The sequence below is a fragment of the Mycobacterium sp. genome (assembly GCF_019247615.1).
In the GTDB taxonomy this organism is placed as follows: Bacteria; Actinomycetota; Actinomycetes; order Mycobacteriales; family Mycobacteriaceae; genus Mycobacterium.
In genome coordinates this window covers 17,307-32,186 of sequence record NZ_JAFBAT010000080.1, presented here as the reverse complement: position 1 = coordinate 32,186, position 14,880 = coordinate 17,307, and the positions used below count along the sequence as shown (strand labels likewise).

The following is a 14,880-nucleotide window of genomic DNA, read 5'->3' as shown; positions in this document are numbered from 1 at the left end:
GTGTGACGCCGTCGGTGGTCGCGCGGCTGAGGCCAAGAACCGAGGTCCGTAGGTCGGAATGACCAAGCATGGAGCTGACATTCGGCCCGAGCGGTAAGCCGTCGAGCGCCCGAACATATTCGGCCGGGTTCGTCCACGTCTTCTTCGCGTTGAGCGCCCCGATCACGTACTCGCGCGGCACCGCCTCGACCCGGCTGAACAGATCGGCGGCGTCCTCGGAATCCGCGTAGACCGCCGACAGCGAGCAGTTGCCCAGCAGCACCGTGGTGACGCCGTGGCGCACCGACTCCCTAAGCCCGGGGTCCAGCAGCACCTCGGCGTCGTAATGGGTGTGGACGTCGATGAAGCCGGGAACGACCCACTTGCCCGCGGCGTCGATCACCTCCGGGCAACCGGTCTCGTCCAACGGCTCGTCGGAAGGGGCCGCGACGGTGGCGACCACCCCATCGCGAATGCCGAGCGTTCGAGTCTGCGGCGTGCTTCCGCTGCCGTCGAACCACAATCCGTCGCGAATGATCACGTCGTAGGCCACCGGTTCCTCCTGCATTGTCGGGTGCCAGCGACAGTAACATAGATAGCAAGTACTCGCAATCTTTCTGCCTACCGGGTTGATCCGTTATGTCGCGGCCGTGCACACCCTCCCCCGCAGGACCACCAGATCGGGCCGTCGCAACACGGCCGCGCCCGAGCGAGGATCCTGCGAGTAGCACAACAGGTCGGCCGGCGCCGCGTGCTCCATAGCGGGCCGGCCGAGCCAGCGACGGGCATCCCAGCACGCCGCGCCCAGAGCCTGGTCGGCGCTCATCCCGATGCCCTTGAGGGCCTCGACCTCGTCGGCGATCCGCCCGTGGGCGACCATGCTCCCGGCGTCGCTGCCGGCGTAGACCGGCACACCCGCTTCTCGCGCGGCGGCGGCCCGGTCGCGGCAGCGCGCATACAGGTCGCGCATGTGGGCAGCGTAGGTCGGGTAGCGGTCCGCCGAGTCGGCGATGCCGGGGAAATTCTCGAGGGTGTTGATCAGGGTGGGCACCAACGCGGTTCCGTGCCGGAGCATCAAGGCGATGGTGTCGTCGGTGAGGCCGGTGCCGTGTTCGATGCAGTCGATGCCGGCGTTGAGCAGTCCGGGCAACGCCTCCTCGCCGAAGACGTGCGCGGTGACGCGTGCGCCATGCTCGTGTGCGGCGTCGATCGCGGCCTTGAGGACGTCGTCGGACCAGAGCGGGGCGAGATCGCCCACATCGCGGTCAATCCAGTCGCCGACCAGCTTGATCCAGCCGTCGCCGCGCCTCGCCTCCCGGGCCACCGCCGCGGGCAGCTGGGATTCGTCCTCGAGCTCAACCGCGAAGCCCCGCGAGTAACGCTTGGGCCGGGCCAGGTGTCTTCCGGCCCGAATGATGCGGGGCAGGTCGTCGTGCTCGTCGAGGCTGCGGGTATCGGTCGGGGCGCCGCAATCGCGCAGCAGCAGCGCGCCGACGTCGCGTTCGGTCTCCGCCTGGCTGATCGCCTCGTCGATCGGGATCTCGCCGTGGTCGCCGAGCCCGACATGACAGTGGGCGTCGACCAGGCCCGGCAGCACCCACCCGCCATCGAAAACCGTGTCGGCCCCGGCGACGGGCTCGAAGCTGATGCGACCATCGATAATCCACAGCTGGATCTCGGTCTCGTCGGGCAGCCGCAGACCCCGAATGTGCAGGCGCACCGGCGGCTAACTCTTGCCCGGGAATTTCAACTTGGACAGGTCGAAGTCGGCCAGCCCGGGCGGAAGTTCGTTGAGGCCTTCGGGCATCTGTGACAGATCGGGGAATCCGGCGGGCAGGCCACCCATGCCTTGCATGAGAGGGTTCCTGGCCTTGGGCGGCGTCGGGCCCCTGGCCCCTTTTTTGCCCTTCTTTCCCGCCTTGCCCTTGGCTCCCTTGGCTTTTCGGGTCGCGGACTTGCGGCCCATGCCGGGGATGCCCATGCCGCCGAGCATCGACGACATCATCTTGCGGGCTTCGAAGAAACGGTCGACCAGCTGGTTCACCTCCGACACGGTCACCCCCGAGCCGTTGGCGATGCGCAGCCGCCGGGACGCGTTGATGATCTTGGGATCGGCCCGCTCTTCCGGCGTCATCCCGCGGATGATGGCCTGCAGTCGGTCGAGTTGTTTGTCGTCGACCTCCGCCAGGGCCTCCTTCATCTGACCACCGCCGGGCAGCATGCCCAGCAGGTTGCCGATCGGGCCCATCTTGCGGATGGCGAGCATCTGTTCGAGGAAGTCCTCCAGCGTCAACTCGCCGGTGCCGATCTTGGCGGCGGCCTCCTCGGCACGTTGCGCGTCGAAGACCTGCTCCGCCTGCTCGATGAGGGTCAGCACGTCGCCCATGCCCAGGATGCGGCTAGCCATCCGGTCCGGGTGGAAGACGTCGAAGTCCTCGAGCTTCTCCCCACTGGACGCGAAAAGGATTGGCACGCCGGTCACCTCGCGCACCGACAAAGCGGCCCCACCCCGCGCGTCACCATCGAGCTTGGTCAGCACCACACCGGTGAATCCGACGCCCTCGCGGAATGCCTCGGCGGTGGTCACCGCATCCTGGCCGATCATCGCGTCCAGGACGAACAGCACCTCGTCGGGGTCGATGGCATCGCGGATGGCCGCTGCCTGGCCCATCAGCTCCTCGTCGATGCCCAGCCGGCCGGCGGTGTCGACGATGACCACGTCAAAGTGCTTGGCGCGGGCCTCGGCCAGCCCCGCCGACGCGACCGCGACCGGGTCGGGCGGCCCGGCGTCCGGCCCCGGTGCTCCCGCCCCGGGATGCGGCGCGAAGACCGGCACGCCGGCGCGCTCGCCGACGACTTGCAGCTGGTTCACCGCGGCCGGTCGCTGCAGGTCGCAGGCCACCAGCAGCGGGGTGTGCCCCTGGCCGCGCAGCCAGGCGGCCAACTTGCCGGCCAGCGTCGTCTTACCGGAGCCCTGCAGACCGGCGAGCATGATGACCGTCGGCGGTGTCTTGGCGAAGGCGAGCTGGCGGGTCTGGCCGCCCAGGATGCCGACGAGCTCTTCGTTGACGATCTTGACGACCTGTTGCGCCGGGTTGAGCGCTCCGGACACCTCGGCGCCGCGGGCGCGCTCCTTGATGCGGCCGACGAACGCGCGCACGACGGGCAGCGACACATCGGCTTCCAGCAGCGCCAGCCGGATTTCGCGGGTGGTGGCGTCGATGTCGGCGTCGGTCAGTCGACCCTTGCCGCGCAGTCCCTGTAGGGCACCGGTCAACCGGTCAGACAGCGATTCAAACACCCCGCCAGCCTAATGGTGATCGCGAGCCTCGCGGAGCGGGGCGGAGCCGGTCACCACCATGGACCCTGTGGTGCTGCCCCCGTCGCCGAGTGTGAAGCTGGCCGCGCGCTCGTCACTTCGCTGCCCGTAGACGAAAAGCCTTGGCATGCTACATTTCACACTCGCCGTCGGCCGGTGGGCCGCGTCGGCCGTGTCGCGGGATCCAAGACTTGCGGGCTCTGGGGGGAATCTGTGTCGATGCAGCCGGGCGGCGACACCGGCTTGGCGTTGCGCGGTTGGCAGCGCCGGGCACTGGTGAAATACCTTGCAGCCCAGCCGCGCGATTTTCTGGCCGTGGCCACGCCGGGATCGGGCAAGACGACGTTCGCGCTGCGGGTGGCGGCCGAACTGCTCGGCCATCGCAGCGTCGAGCAGATCACCGTGGTAGTGCCCACCGAGCATCTGAAGGTGCAGTGGGCGCAGGCCGCCCGGCACCACGGGCTCGCGCTCGACCCGAGATTCTCCAACACCAATGCCCAAACCTCGCCCGACTACCACGGCGTCCTGGTCACCTACGCCCAGGTCGCCTCCCACCCGACGCTGCACCGGGTGCGAACCGAGCAGCGCAAGACCTTGGTCGTCTTCGACGAGATACACCATGGCGGTGACGCCAAGACCTGGGGCGAGGCGATCCGCGAAGCATTCGGCGACGCCACCCGACGACTTGGCTTGACCGGCACACCGTTTCGCAGCGACGACTGCCCCATCCCGTTCGTCAGCTACGCGTCTGGTGCCGACGGGGTGCTGCGCTCCCAAGCCGACCACACCTACGGCTATGCCGACGCTCTCGCGGACGGGGTGGTGCGCCCGGTGGTATTCCTCGCGTACTCGGGGGAGGCGCGCTGGCGGGACAGCGCGGGCGACGAGCATGCCGCGCGCTTGGGCGAACCGCTATCGGCCGAGCAGACGGCCCGGGCGTGGCGCACAGCGCTGGACCCGTCCGGACAATGGATGCCGGCGGTGATCACCGCGGCCGACGAGCGGCTGCGCCAGCTGCGGGCCGACATGCCCGACGCCGGCGGCATGATCATCGCTTCCGATCGGACGGCCGCCCGCGCGTATGCCGCGCTGCTGAGCAGGCTCACCGGAGAGGCGCCGACCGTCGTGCTGTCCGACGACCCCGGATCGTCGGCCCGCATCAGCGACTTCGCCGCGAGCACGAGCCGGTGGCTGGTCGCCGTGCGCATGGTCTCGGAGGGCGTCGACGTGCCCCGGCTGGCGGTGGGAATCTACGCCACCAGCGCGTCGACGCCGCTGTTTTTCGCGCAGGCCATCGGCCGCTTCGTGCGCTCGCGCCGGCCGGGGGAAACCGCAAGCATCTTCGTGCCGTCGGTCCCCAGCCTGCTGCAGCTGGCCAGCGAGTTGGAGGCCCAGCGCAACCATGTGCTCGGCAAGCCGCACCGCGAGGCGCCGGATCCGCTCGACGCGGATCCCGCCGTCAGGATGCAAACCGAGAAAACCGAAACGGACAACGGCTTCACCTCGCTGGGAGCCGACGCGGAACTCGACCAGGTCATCTTCGACGGGTCGTCATTCGGCAGCGCCGCCCCCGCCGGAAGCGACGAGGAGGCCGACTACCTCGGCCTGCCCGGGCTGCTGGATGCCGATCAGATGCGCGCCCTGCTGCACCGACGCCAGGACGAGCAACTGAAGAAGCGGGCCCAGCTTCAAGAACAAGCCGCCCCGGCAAGACCCCCCGGCACCCCCACGCTGCACGGTCAGCTCCGCGAGCTGCGCCGCGAGCTCAACGCGCTGGTTTCGGCCACCCACCACCGCACCGGCAAACCGCACGGATGGATCCACAGCGAGCTTCGGCGTCGGTGCGGGGGCCCACCGATCGCCGCCGCTACCCGCGAGCAGCTCCAGGCCCGTATCGAAGCTTTGCGGAAACTGAATTCCGAACACTCCCGCCAGGGCTAACCGTGGCGGCCCGCCGCGCGCCCGATGGTGGCGACCCGCCGCGCGCGGCTACGCCGCGCTTGCGATCGCCGCGCGCCCGATGGTGGCGACCCGCCGCGCGCGGCTACGCCGCGCTTGCGATCGCCACTAGCCCGATGATCGCCACTAGCCCGATGATCGCCACTAGCCGACGGCGACCTCGCCGGGGCCGCCCAACACGGCCAGCAGCTCCTGCTCCACCGCCGCCTGTTTACCTTGCGGCGCCTCCACACAGAACACGTCGGCCGCGGTCGACCCGAACGTGTTCACCTTCGCCCACGCGATGTCCGCGCCCGCACGCTCCAGCGCCCGCGCCAGCAGGGCCAACAACCCCAACCGATCCATGGCCCGGACTTCGATCAGCAGTTGGCCGGGCACGCTGGTGTCCAGCCACAGGATGCGGGGCGGGGCGGTCGACCGCGTGACCGGCACCCTGACCTGTACCTCGCCGGCCCGCGCGGTCGACGCGCCGGCCGCGTCAGTGTCGCGCTTCTCCAAGGCGCCGAGAACGTCGACGTCGCCGTTGAGCGCATTGCTGAACAGCTGGCGCAACAGGCCCGCTTCCGGCGGCGAACCGAACAGGGGCGACACCACGAACTCGATGATCGCGACAGCCTCGTGAGTGTTGGCCGACGCCGAGTGGATGCGCAGCGAGTTCAGCGCGAGCACCGCGGCGGCTTTTGACACCAAGCCCCGCTGCGACGGCGCGATCATCACCACGACGACGCGCTCACTCTCGCCGGGAGTGATCTCTACATGCACCCCGTGGTCAGCGGCCAGCGAAAGATGTTGCGGCGCAGCCGGTTGCGCGCGCGGCGGCAGCGGTTCTCCGTTCATCACCATCCGGCACCGACGCACCAGGTCCTCGATCAGGGACGCCTTCCATTCGCTCCAGACCCCCGGTCCGGTCGCCTTCGAATCGGCCTCGGCAAGCGCATGCAAAACCTCCAGCAGCAGCGGGTCTCCGCCGAGGGCCTCCGAGACGTACTCGATGGTCTTGGGGTCCTTGAGGTCGCTCCGGGTGGCGACGATGGGCAGCAGCAGATGGTGGCGAACGACCTTCGACAAGACCGCGGCGTCCGCGGGCGCGACCCCCAGCCTGGAGCCGATCTCGAGGGCCATCTCGGCCCCCAGCACGCTGTGATCGGCGCCTTTGCCCTTGCCGATGTCGTGCAGCAGCGCGCCGAGCGCAAGCAGATCCGGCCGCGCCACCCGGGTGGCCAGCGGTGCGGCGTTGACGGCCGTCTCGACCAGATGACGGTCCACCGTCCACTTGTGCGCGACGTCGCGGGGCGGAAGGTCGCGGATCGCTTCCCATTCCGGCAACAACCGCCCCCACAGCCCGGTCCGGTCGAGCGCTTCGATCGTCGCCACCGCGGTCGGACCGGCGGAGAGTACGACGAGGAAGTCGTCCAACGCCTCGCCGGGCCAGGGAGTCGGCATTTCGGGAGCGCTGGCCGCCAGGCGACTCAGCGTGGCTGCGCCGATCGGCAATCCGGTGTCGGCCGAGGCGGCGGCCACTCGAAGCACCAGTCCGACATCGCGGTCGGGGGCCGCATCACGGGCCAGCACGATTTCACCCGCGTACTCGATGACACCCTCGTCCAGCGGCCGGCGCTTCGGCCGCCGCATCAAGGCCGACACACCGCGTCGCGGCAACGCGTTCTGGGCGGTGCGCAGCCCTGTTTCGGCGTGATAAGCGATGGTGCGGGCGGCGCCGGACAGCTTCCGTGCCAAATCGAATCGGTCGCCGAAATGTAAGGCCGCGCTGATCTCGTCGGCGTATTGGGCCAGCAGCAGATCGCGTCCGCGCCCGGAAACGCGGTGCAATTCGGTGCGTACGTCGAGCAGCGTGAGGTAAGCGTCATCCAATGAACCGCCCGGGGTTTCCGGGCGGGCCATGCCGTGCCGGTCGATGAGCTGGGCGACCCCTAGCGCGTCGAGCAATTGCACATCACGAAGTCCGCCGCGACCCGATTTCAGATCGGGCTCGGCCCGTTGGGATATTCGGCCGCAGCGCTGCCAACGAGTCTGTGTGATGTCGACGAGCTCGTCCATCCGGGAACGAATCGCGCTGCGCCACTGCCTTCTTGCGCCGGCGATCAATTCACCCGACAGCTGCGTATCGCCGGCGATGTGCCGGGCGTCCAGCATTCCCAGCGCCGCGATCACGTCGGTATTGGCTACCTCGAGCGCGCCGGACACGGTTCGCACGCTGTGGTCGAGCCGAATGTTGGCGTCCCACAACGGATACCACAGCTTGTCGGCCACCTGTTGCAAAACATCACCGGACTTGTTGTCGTGCAACAACATCAGGTCCAGGTCCGAATACGGCAGCAGCTCGTGGCGACCGAGTCCGCCGATCCCGATGATGGCGAAGCCGCCGCTCTCGGTGATCCCGATCTCCGCCGCCTTGGCGGTCAGCCAGGTCTCGTGGAGATCCTGCCACGCGTGCCGCAACTCGGCCGCGCTCAGCCCACGACCCGCAGACAGCAGTTGGCGCCGCGAGGCAACCAGATCGCTTGCCCCGCAGGCGCTTCCTGCCCCGCTTGGCTTCAATTCCCCGGACGGGTCGGGCCCGTTCGGCTTCATGCCGTCGGCGCCCGCCCGGGTTGGATCAGCAATTCGGCGCTAGCGTCATATCGCATCGGTTCCGCGTTCACCGGTGCGCACGCGCACGATGGTTTCCACGGGGCTGACCCAGACTTTGCCGTCACCGATCTTGCCGGTGCGCGCCGTCCGGACGATGCTGTCCACCACCTTCTCGACGATGGAGTCGTCGACGACGACCTCGATGCGAACCTTCGGCACGAAATCCACCGAATATTCGGCGCCGCGGTAAACCTCCGTGTGGCCCTTCTGCCGTCCGTAGCCCTGGATTTCGCTGACCGTCATCCCCAGGACGCCGGCCTCCTCCAGACCTGTTTTCACGTCGTCGAGGGTGAACGGCTTCACGATCGCGGTGATCAGCTTCATTAGTGCTCTGCCTCCACTCTCTCGCCAACTAGTTCCGACTGACCGTTACGAGCGTCCTCCAAAGCTGCGCGAGGAGGAAGCACCGCATGGGTGGCCACGGCGAAATCGTATCCCGTCTCGGCGTGCTCGGCCTCGTCGATGCCCGAGACCTCTTCCTCGGCGCCCAGCCGCAGCCCGATCGTGTACTTCAGGATCAACGCGATGATCAGGGTCACGACGCCGGAGTAGATCAGGACGCTGAACGCGCCGACCGCTTGCCGCTCCAGCTGCGCCCAACCGCCGCCGTAGAACAACCCCTTCGATACCCCGGTCACCCCGTTGATCGCGGGGCTCTCGGGTGCGGCGAGCAGACCCACCAGCAAGGTTCCGGCCAGTCCGCCCACGAGGTGCACCCCGACCACGTCGAGGGAGTCATCAAAGCCCAGCTTGAATTTCAGACCGCAGGCCAGTGCGCACACCACACCGGCCACCAGCCCGATCACCAGCGCGCCCAGGACGTTGACCGACGAGCACGACGGGGTGATGGCGACCAAGCCGGCGACGATACCCGACGCCGCCCCCAGCGTCGTGGCCTTGCCGTCGCGGATGCGCTCGGTGAGCATCCAGCCCAGCATGGCTGTGGCCGTGGCGATAGTGGTCGTCATGAACGTCGTCCCAGCGGCGCCGTTGGAGCTGGTCGCCGACCCCGCGTTGAACCCGTACCAGCCGAACCACAGCAATCCCGCACCGAGCATCACGAACGGCAGATTGTGCGGCCGGAACAGCGTCGTGGGCCAGCCCCGCCGCTTGCCCAGGACGATCGCCAGCATCAAGCCGGCGACACCCGAGTTGATGTGGACCGCGGTACCGCCGGCGAAGTCGATGGCGTGCAGCTTGTTGGCGATCCAGCCCCCGTGCTCGGAGGCGAAACCGTCGAACGCGAAGACCCAGTGCGCCACCGGGAAGTACACGAACGTCGCCCACAGGCCGGCGAACAGCAGCCAGGCGCCGAACTTGAGCCGGTCGGACACGGCGCCGGAGATCAGCGCGACGGTGATGATCGCGAACATCAGCTGGAAGGCCACGAACACCGTGGCCGGCAGCGTGCCGGCGAGCGGGATATCCGTGGCTGCCGTGCCCTTGCTCGGGTCCGCGGCCACGGCGTTGACGCCGATGAGACCCTTCAGACCCCAGAAGCTGGTGGGCTTGCCCATGACATTGCCGACGTCGTCGCCGAAGGCGATCGAATAGCCGTAGAGGACCCACAGCACGGTGACCACGCCCATGGCGCTGATGCTCATCATGAGCATGTTCAGGACGCTTCGCGCGCGCACCATGCCGCCGTAGAAGAACGCCAGACCCGGCGTCATCAACAACACCAGCGCGGAACTCGCCAGCATCCAGGCGGTATCGCCGGTATTGGGCTGGCCCATGATCGGGTATGTCACTCGCTATCTCCTCCGGTCGACCCACAACTGGCCGTCAGACCTGTGCCTGGCGACCTGATCCAGAACCATGCGCAACGGTTGTTTCGGCATTGGGGCCGGAGTGTTTCGGCGGCATTAACGTCGCCGCCGCGGCGTAAGGGTTCAGCCGAGCAGGGCGTCCACGAATGCGGCGGGCTCGAATGGGGCCAGATCGTCGGGGCCTTCGCCGAGTCCCACCAGCTTGACCGGCACCCCGAGCTCTTGTTGGACGCGGAAGACGATGCCGCCCTTGGCGGTTCCGTCCAGCTTGGTCAGCACCGCACCCGTGATGTCGACGACCTCGGCGAACACCCGGGCCTGCGCCAGGCCGTTCTGCCCGATGGTGGCGTCGAGCACCAGCAATACCTCGTCGACCGCCGCTCGCCGGGTTACCACGCGTTTGACCTTCTCGAGCTCGTCCATCAGCCCGACCTTGGTGTGCAGCCGACCGGCGGTGTCGATGACGACGACGTCGGCCCCGGCGGCGACGCCCTTGTCGACGGCGTCGAATGCCACCGATGCCGGGTCGGCGCCTTCGACCCCGCGCACCACGTCAGCGCCCACCCGGGCCGCCCACGTCTGCAGTTGATCGGCGGCCGCGGCCCGGAAGGTGTCGGCCGCGCCCAGCACCACGCGCCGCCCGTCGGCCACCAGCACGCGCGCCAGCTTTCCGACGGTGGTGGTCTTTCCCGTGCCGTTGACGCCGACGACCAGCAGGACCGACGGGTGGTCGGGGTGAGGCAGGGCGCGGATCGAGCGCTCCATGTCCGGATGCAGCTCGTTGATCAGGACGTCGCGCAGCACTGCCTTCGCGTCGGCCTCGGTGCGCACGTTGCCGCTGGCCAGTTTGCTACGCAGCTGCGAAACCACCGACTCAGTCACCACCGGCCCCAGGTCGGCGACCAGCAGGGTGTCCTCGACGTCCTGCCAGGATTCTTCGTCGAGGTCGCCGCCGCCGATCAAACCCAGCACGCTGCGCCCGAGCGCGGTCTGTGACCTGGCCAGCCGGCCGCGGAGTCGTTCCAACCGCCCTTCCGGCGGGGCGATGGCCTCGATCGCCGGAGCTTCCCCCTGTTCCGCCTCGACCGCCGGTTCCGGCGGGGCCGCCGCCGGGGCCTCGGGTTCCGGGAGTTGGACCTCGGAGATGGTGCGCCGCGGCGCGTCCCGGGGAACGGTCGCGTCGTCGCCCACCGCGGGCAACCCGCTGGTGTCGATCCGGTCCTCGACCGTCGCCGTCCGGCTGAAGGTTATGCCGGCCGATGCGGTGTAACCACCGGAGCGATCGAGTGCGCCGGGTTCGGGTCGGCTGGACAGCCTGATCCGTCGCCGGCGGTAACGCAGCAGGCCCCAGACCAGCGCGGCGATGAGGATCAGGGCGGCTACGACCGCGACGGCGATCCACAGGCTTTGTGACACGCGGACATTGTTTCAAGCGGTTCGGCACCGCCGGGAGGGGCCCTAGGGGGCGCTGCCCACCAGCTGCTCCACCTGCTGGCCGCGCATCCGCTGCGAGATGACCGCGGTGATGCCGTCGCCCTGCATCGTCACCCCGTACAGCGCGTCGGCGACCTCCATCGTGGGCTTCTGGTGGGTGATGATGATGATCTGCGACTGCGCCCGCAGCTGTTCGAACAGGCCGATCAGGCGGCTCAGGTTGGTGTCGTCGAGCGCGGCCTCCACCTCGTCCATGATGTAGAACGGCGACGGGCGCGCGCGGAAGATCGCGACCAGCATCGCCACCGCGGTCAGTGCCTTCTCCCCGCCGGACAGCAGGGAGAGCCGGGTGATCTTTTTGCCGGGCGGGCGAGCCTCCACCTCGATGCCGGTCGCGACCATGTCATCCGGATCCGTCAGCCGCAGCCGGCCCTCGCCGCCGGGAAACAGCGCGGCGAACACCTCCCGGAACTCCCGCTCCACGTCGGCAAAGGCGTCGCTGAACACCTGCAGGATGCGGGCATCGACGTCGGCGACGACACCCAGCAGATCCTTGCGGGCGGCCTTGACATCCTCGAGCTGCGTCGAAAGAAAGTTGTAGCGCTCCTCGAGCGCGGCGAACTCCTCCAACGCCAACGGATTGACCCTGCCCAGCTCGGCGAGCTCGCGCTCGGCTCGTTTGGCCCGGCGCTCCTGGGTGGCGCGGTCGTACGGCATCGGGGCGGGCGCGACCACCTGCTCGCCGCGCTCGCGGGCCTGTTCGAATTCGGCCATCTCGAGGTCCGTCGGTGGCAGCGGAACCTCCGGCCCGTACTCGGCGATGAGGTCCGCCGGCGCCATCCCGAACTGCTCGAGCACCATGTGCTGAAGCTGCTCGATGCGCATCGCCGCCTGGGCGTTGGCCACCTCGTCGCGATGCAGCGAATCGGTAAGAGTCGCCACCCGGGCACCCAGTTGGTGAACCTCGTCGCGGACCGCCGCCATGGCCACCGAGCGCTCCCGGCGTTCGCCCACCAGCGACTCGCGGATCCGCGACGCCGCATCGACGACCCGATTCAGCCGTTCCGCCAACAGCTGCCCGGCATCGGCGACCGCCGCGGCCACGGCGGCCGCGCGCAGCCGGGCTGCGTGCGCCTGCTCGGCGCGGAACCGGGCCTCCCGTTCGGCGGCGGCAGCCCGCCTTAGGGAGTCGGCGCGCCCGCGCACCGCGTTGGCCCGCTCCTCCGCGGTCCGCACCACCAGCCGGGCCTCCACCTCGACGGCGCGGGCGTTGTCGGCGGCCGCCCCGATCTGCTGACGGACCTCCGCGTGGGTGGGTTCCGTCGCGCGCACCGGCGCGGGTTCGTGCGCATTGCGCAGCCTGGCCTCTAGTTCCGCGACCTCCTGCACCGTCTGGGCGCGACCCGCTTCCAACTCGTCGCGCTGGCGCAGCAACCGGTTCCATTCCTCTTCGGCCGCGCGGGCCTCCTGCCCGAGCCGGCCCAGCTGCTCGTACATCGCCGAGATCGCGGTGTCGGATTCGTTGAGCGCGGCCAGCGCCTGCTCGGCGGCATCCTGACGGGCCGCCTGCTCAGTGAGGGCGCCGGACAGCGCCGCGGTCAGCTGGGCCACCCGGGCCTCCGCGGCGGCCAACTCGCCGGCCGCCTTGTCGATTTCCGACGTGAGCTCCAGCGTCGAGAGCTTGCGGTCGGAACCCCCGCTGATCCAGCCGGCGCCCACCATGTCGCCGTCGAGCGTGACGGCGCGCAACGCCGGGTGTGCCGCCACCAGATCCAGCGCCCGGCCGATGTCGTCGACCACCGCCACGTTGGTGAGCATCGCGATCATCGCACCCCGCAGTCGTGGGGGTGCCTCGACCAGGTCGAGCGCCCACGTCGGCCCCTCGGGCAGCGCGGCCGACGGCGCCGGATAGGCGGCGGGCCAGTCGCCCAAGACAAGCGCCGCGCGGCCCCCGTCTGCCTCCTTGAGGGCTGCAACCGCGGCACGCGCCGCGCCGAAGTTCTCCGCGGCCAGCGCGTCGGCGGCCGACCCGAGCACCGCGGCCAGCGCCGCCTCGTAGCCGGGCCGGACCTTGACCAGCTTGGCGATCGGGCCGAAAAGCCCTGGGCCGGAGTGGTTTTGCGCAAGCCAGGCCGCGCCGTCCTTGCGCTCCAACCCCACAGACAGGGCATCGATGCGCGCTCGCAGCGAAGCCACTTCCCGCTCGGCGCCCCGCTCGGCAGCCTGAAGTTCGGCCACCCGCGCGTCGGCCACCCGCAACGCGGCGACGGTCCGCTCATGGTGCTCGTCGAGCCCGACCTCGCCCTGATCCAGTTGGCCGACGCGTGCCTGTACCGTTTCGAATTCCGCCCGGGTCTGCTGCGCGCGAGTGGCGGCTTCTTCGATGCGCTCGGCCAGGCGCGCTGCGCTGTCGTCGATGGATTCGACGCGAGCGCGCATCGTCTCGACCTGACCGGCCAGCCGCGCCAGGCCCTCTCGCCGGTCTGCCTCCGCACGTACCGCCGCGAGATGAGCGCGATCGGCCTCGGCGGCCGCGCGCTCGCGCTCGGCCAGCTCGGCGCGGGCGTCGTCCAGCCGGGTGCGCGCCGCGGCCAGCTCAGCCAGCAGTTGCTGCTCGGCCGCCGCCACCTGGCGGGCCTCGGCTTCCAGCGCGTCCGGATCGGTATCGCCCGTCCGCACTGGGGCCGCGTCGAGGTGTTGAGCGCGTTCGGTGGCGATGCGCACCGTGGCGGCCACGCGTTCCGCCAGCGCGGACAGCCCGAACCAGGTGTGCTGGACGGTTTCGGCCCGGTCCGACAGCTCGGCCAGGGCCGTCTCATGGGCTGTCAGCTCCTCCGATGCCAGCGCCAGGCGGGCGGCGGCCTCGTCATGCTCGCGCCGCATGGCGGCCTCGGCCTCGAAGATGGCGTCCCGCTCCCCCTGGCGGCTCACCAGGTCGTCGGCGGCCAGCCGCAACCGGGCGTCGCGCAGATCGGCCTGGATGGTCTGGGCGCGACGGGCCACCTCGGCCTGGCGGCCCAGCGGTTTCAGCTGGCGGCGCAATTCGGTGGTCAGATCGGTGAGGCGGGCGAGATTGGCCGACATCGCGTCGAGTTTGCGTAGCGCCTTTTCCTTGCGCTTGCGGTGCTTGAGCACGCCCGCTGCTTCCTCGATGAATGCGCGGCGGTCCTCGGGCCGGGACTGCAGAATCTCTTCCAGCTTCCCCTGCCCGACGATGACATGCATCTCACGGCCGATGCCGGAGTCGCTCAGCAGCTCCTGGACGTCCATCAAACGGCAACTGGCGCCGTTGATTTCGTATTCGCTGGCACCGTCGCGGAACATCCGCCGCGTGATCGACACCTCGGAGTACTCGATCGGTAGCGCGTCGTCGGAGTTGTCGATGGTGACGGTGACCTCGGCGCGCCCCAGCGGGGCCCGCGACGATGTGCCGGCGAAGATGACGTCCTCCATCTTCCCGCCGCGCAGGGTCTTGGCTCCCTGCTCCCCCATCACCCATGCCAGGGCGTCGACGACGTTGGACTTGCCGGAGCCGTTGGGCCCGACGACGGCGGTGATGCCCGGCTCGAAACGCAGAGTCGTGGGCGCTGCGAAGGACTTGAAGCCCTTGAGCGTCAGACTCTTGAGGTACACGGCGTGCCAGATTACCGCTGAAACCGCCCCGGCCATGCTCACGAAGGGGTGTCGCCGGTACGCGAAAGTGTGCCCACGGGAACATAGGCCGCAAGGGCCACAGTGGCCACATATGTCACTGGCGGGAAGCGATGC

The 14,880-nt window shown here is 69.3% G+C and carries 9 protein-coding genes; 1 reads left to right on the top strand and 8 read right to left on the bottom strand.

Features of this window, described 5'->3' with window-relative positions; genetic code table 11:
- The 3 genes from JO059_RS05745 to ffh all read right to left on the bottom strand — a co-directional run.
- On the bottom strand, positions 1–547 hold a 547-nt coding region (locus tag JO059_RS05745; RefSeq protein WP_293315140.1), incomplete at its 3' end, for an amidohydrolase family protein.
- A 69-nt stretch (positions 548–616) separates the two neighbouring features.
- Positions 617–1,699, bottom strand: coding sequence for an amidohydrolase family protein (locus tag JO059_RS05740; RefSeq protein WP_293315139.1), 1,083 nt, complete (start codon positions 1,697–1,699; stop codon positions 617–619).
- 6 nt (positions 1,700–1,705) lie between these two features.
- Positions 1,706–3,280: a signal recognition particle protein gene (gene ffh, locus JO059_RS05735; RefSeq protein ID WP_293315138.1), complete on the bottom strand. Its 1,575-nt coding sequence runs from the start codon at positions 3,278–3,280 to the stop codon at positions 1,706–1,708.
- A gap of 237 nt (positions 3,281–3,517) precedes the next feature.
- On the opposite strand from ffh, the gene JO059_RS05730 reads away from it, so the two are divergent.
- Positions 3,518–5,239, top strand: coding sequence for a DEAD/DEAH box helicase (locus JO059_RS05730; protein WP_293315137.1), 1,722 nt, complete (start codon positions 3,518–3,520; stop codon positions 5,237–5,239).
- 162 nt (positions 5,240–5,401) lie between these two features.
- Here the strand turns inward: JO059_RS05730 and JO059_RS05725 are convergent, their stop codons facing one another.
- The 5 genes from JO059_RS05725 to smc all read right to left on the bottom strand — a co-directional run bounded on the left by JO059_RS05725 (position 5,402) and on the right by smc (position 14,745).
- The gene (locus tag JO059_RS05725; protein ID WP_293315136.1) at positions 5,402–7,849 is read right to left on the bottom strand and encodes a [protein-PII] uridylyltransferase; all 2,448 of its coding nucleotides are present in this window, start codon (positions 7,847–7,849) and stop codon (positions 5,402–5,404) included.
- A gap of 45 nt (positions 7,850–7,894) precedes the next feature.
- Positions 7,895–8,233 (bottom strand): P-II family nitrogen regulator, encoded by a 339-nt coding sequence (locus JO059_RS05720; RefSeq protein WP_293315135.1) that lies wholly within the window; start codon positions 8,231–8,233, stop codon positions 7,895–7,897.
- The gene (locus tag JO059_RS05715; RefSeq protein WP_293315143.1) at positions 8,233–9,645 is read right to left on the bottom strand and encodes an ammonium transporter; all 1,413 of its coding nucleotides are present in this window, start codon (positions 9,643–9,645) and stop codon (positions 8,233–8,235) included. The genes JO059_RS05720 and JO059_RS05715 overlap by 1 nt, the downstream gene beginning before the upstream one ends.
- Positions 9,646–9,801: 156 nt before the next feature.
- Positions 9,802–11,094 (bottom strand): signal recognition particle-docking protein FtsY, encoded by a 1,293-nt coding sequence (gene ftsY, locus JO059_RS05710; protein ID WP_293315134.1) that lies wholly within the window; start codon positions 11,092–11,094, stop codon positions 9,802–9,804.
- A gap of 42 nt (positions 11,095–11,136) precedes the next feature.
- Positions 11,137–14,745 carry a chromosome segregation protein SMC gene (smc, locus tag JO059_RS05705; protein ID WP_293315133.1) on the bottom strand — a complete coding sequence of 1,203 codons (3,609 nt, stop codon included), beginning with the start codon at positions 14,743–14,745 and terminating at the stop codon, positions 11,137–11,139.
- Between the last annotated feature and the right edge of the window lie 135 nt (positions 14,746–14,880).